The following is a 2,859-nucleotide window of genomic DNA, read 5'->3' on the forward strand; positions in this document are numbered from 1 at the left end:
GCTCGGGCTCGCGATCGTCGAGCGGCTCGTACTCAGGCTGGGTGGGGCGTGCGACATCGGCAACCGCCCAGAAGGCGGCCTGCGCGTCTCGATGACGTTCCCGTTCGAGGTCGTGCCGAAGGACGAGCCCCACGCACAGGCCGCATAAGCGGCTGCGGCGCCAACCCGGCCGGGCTGGCGCCGCGCGGCATCATTCGAACAGCGTGCCGAGTGTCTCGGCCGCGTTGCTGTCGATGGTGTTGTAGGTCACGGTGGTGGCCTCGAAGATGTAGACGGTCGTGTACCGGCCGAGGCGCTCCAGGATTTCCTCCTGCAGCGATTCAGGCACGACGTTCATGTTCAGGTACCACGCCGTCGACGACAGCCGCGTCTGGAACGACCCGTACTCCTGCATCAGTTCGTAGAACGCGTCGGCATCCTGATCGCGGCAGACGATCACCAAGTTTCCTGCCATTCCCTTTCCTCCCGCTCGTCGATCGATCCCCAGGGCCTGTTGACAGAGGGAACGCGCATGCGTCGCCATCAGAACGGCCGCCACCGACCCCAAGGGCCAGCCCCGATCATACCCGCTTAGTCGTATCCGGCTGGTGACGCCCGACATGGTTTACGCGCGCGTGTGGCCGGCGGGTTCCCGGCCGGGCCGGATCACGGCATAATTCGGGCCTGCATGCCGGCTGAAAGACTGCGGCCGGGCTGCTCGACCCGCGTACCCGCCATCCGCCCGCGCGCCAGGCACGATCCGTGCGCCGCCTGGCCGTTCCCGGACGGTTGTACCTGAAATACAGGTTGGTGTAGTGTCGTGCCGTCGCGGGCCGACTCGTCCGGGGCGCGGCAGCGCATGCACGCACGGCGCCTCGCGCTCGCGCGCGATCGTCAGTCAATCGAATTACCGCCTCCGTGCGCTTTGCCATGAATCAACATCGACTGCCGGCTTCGTTCGGCCTTACCGGGGAGGGCGCCTGATGGACGTCGGATTCTTCAATCCGAACCGGACCGCGAATGCGTCCGCGTGGCGTGTCCTGCCGAACCGGTGGGACTTCATTGCGTTTCCGCTGATCATCTGCCTGCTCGCGATGGCGATCGTCGGTTTCCATGAAACGATGGCGCCGATCGGCACCCTGCAGACGCAGAAGATCTCGCTCGACCCGTCGAACCTGCCCGAATACGCGTTGCGCACCACGCTGCGGATGCTCGCCGCGATGGTCGCGTCGCTTGCATTCACGCTGATCTACGGCACGCTCGCGGCGAAAAGCCGCCGTGCGGGCATGGTGCTGATTCCGATCCTCGACATCCTGCAGTCGGTGCCGGTGCTCGGCTTCATCTCGTTTACGGTCACGTTCTTCCTCGCACTGTTCCCGAGCCGCGTGCTCGGCGCGGAGCTCGCGGCGATCTTCGCGATCTTCACGAGCCAGGCGTGGAACATGACGTTCAGCTTCTATCAGTCGCTGCGCACGGTGCCGCGGGATCTCGACGAAGTGTCGCGGAGCTTCCACCTGACGTCCTGGCAGCGCTTCTGGAAGCTGGAGGTGCCGTTCTCGATGCCGGGCCTGATCTGGAACATGATGATGTCGATGTCGGGCGGCTGGTTCTTCGTCGTCGCGTCGGAGGCGATCACCGTCGGCAACCAGACCATCACGCTGCCGGGCATCGGCGCGTATCTTGCGCAGGCGATCTCGGACAAGAGCCTCGGCGCGATCGGCTGGGTGATCCTCACGATGACGGTTGTGATCCTTGCGTACGACCAGCTCCTGTTCCGCCCGCTGATCGCGTGGGCCGACAAGTTCCGGATGGAAAACACCGCGTCGGGCGACGCACCGCAATCGTGGCTGCTCGACCTCGTGCGCCGCACGCGCCTGATTCATCAGCTGCTCGTGCCGGCCGGCTGGTTCTTTGCGAAGGCCGCGCGGATTCCGCTGCGGCTGCCGCTGTCGGGTGCGATGCGCTTCTCGCTGCCGAAAGTCGAGAAGAAGGCGTCACGCACGGTCGACATCGCGTGGGCGATCCTCGTGCTGATCGGCACGGCCTATATCGTGTGGCGCGTCATCAGCTTCGTGTCGACCGGCGTGACGATGGCCGAGGTCGGTCATGTGCTCGTGCTCGGGCTCATCACGCTGCTGCGCGTGGTCGTGCTGATCGCGATCGCGTCGGTGATCTGGGTGCCGATCGGCGTGTGGATCGGGCTGCGCCCCCGGCTCGCCGAGAAGCTGCAGCCGCTCGCGCAGTTCCTCGCCGCGTTCCCGGCCAACCTGCTGTTCCCCGCGTTCGTGATCGTGATCGCGCGCTTCCACCTGAACGCCGATATCTGGCTGTCGCCGCTGATCGTGCTCGGCACGCAGTGGTATATCCTGTTCAACGTGATCGCCGGCGCGACGTCCTACCCGAACGACTATCGCGAAGCGGCGACCAACTTCCGCATCCGTGGCTGGCAGTGGTGGCGGCAGGCGATCCTGCCCGGCATCTTCCCGTACTACGTGACCGGTGCGATCACCGCATCGGGCGGCGCGTGGAACGCGAGCATCGTGTCGGAAGCGGTGCAGTGGGGCAATACCAAGATCGAGGCGCACGGCCTCGGCGCCTATATCGCACAGACCACCGCCGCCGGCGATTTTCCGAAGATCATCCTGGGCATCGCCGTGATGTCCCTGTTCGTCACCCTGTTCAACCGCCTGCTGTGGCGTCCGCTGTATGCCTTCGCGGAAGCGAAGCTGCGGCTCGACTGAGACCGATTGAGAGCGAAACGCGATGCACAATCCGAATGCTGTAAACGCCCCCGTCCAGACGAACCAGCCGCCGCGCCTCGGTGAGGAAATCCTGCGCGTCGATCACGTCTGCCGCGGCTTCAACAAGACGCAGGGCGAA

Annotated in this window: 2 protein-coding genes and 1 pseudogene; 2 read left to right on the top strand and 1 reads right to left on the bottom strand. The window is 65.3% G+C overall.

Annotation, left to right across the window (positions count from 1 at the left end; all coding sequences use genetic code 11):
• Window positions 1–148, top strand: a pseudogene (locus JYJ84_RS33090) (two-component sensor histidine kinase); the annotation flags it as partial.
• A 42-nt stretch (window positions 149–190) separates the two neighbouring features.
• On the opposite strand, the gene JYJ84_RS33095 reads toward JYJ84_RS33090, so the two are convergent.
• Entirely contained in the window at window positions 191–454 is a 264-nt protein-coding gene (locus JYJ84_RS33095; RefSeq protein WP_011352846.1) for a hypothetical protein, read from the bottom strand.
• Between the two features lie 508 nt (window positions 455–962).
• On the opposite strand from JYJ84_RS33095, the gene JYJ84_RS33100 reads away from it, so the two are divergent.
• Window positions 963–2,720, top strand: coding sequence for an ABC transporter permease subunit (locus JYJ84_RS33100; protein ID WP_174955388.1), 1,758 nt, complete (start codon window positions 963–965; stop codon window positions 2,718–2,720).
• The last annotated feature ends 139 nt before the right edge of the window (window positions 2,721–2,859 follow it).

This window comes from Burkholderia sp. LMG 13014 (genome assembly GCF_905232215.1).
GTDB lineage: Bacteria > Pseudomonadota > Gammaproteobacteria > Burkholderiales > Burkholderiaceae > Burkholderia.

What these genes read in the sequence shown, in the direction of transcription:
- JYJ84_RS33095 (WP_011352846.1), bottom strand. Translation starts at nt 454, where the DNA reads ATGGCAGGAAACTTGGTGATCGTCTGCCGCGATCAGGATGCCGACGCG.
- JYJ84_RS33100 (WP_174955388.1), top strand. Translation starts at nt 963, where the DNA reads ATGGACGTCGGATTCTTCAATCCGAACCGGACCGCGAATGCGTCCGCG.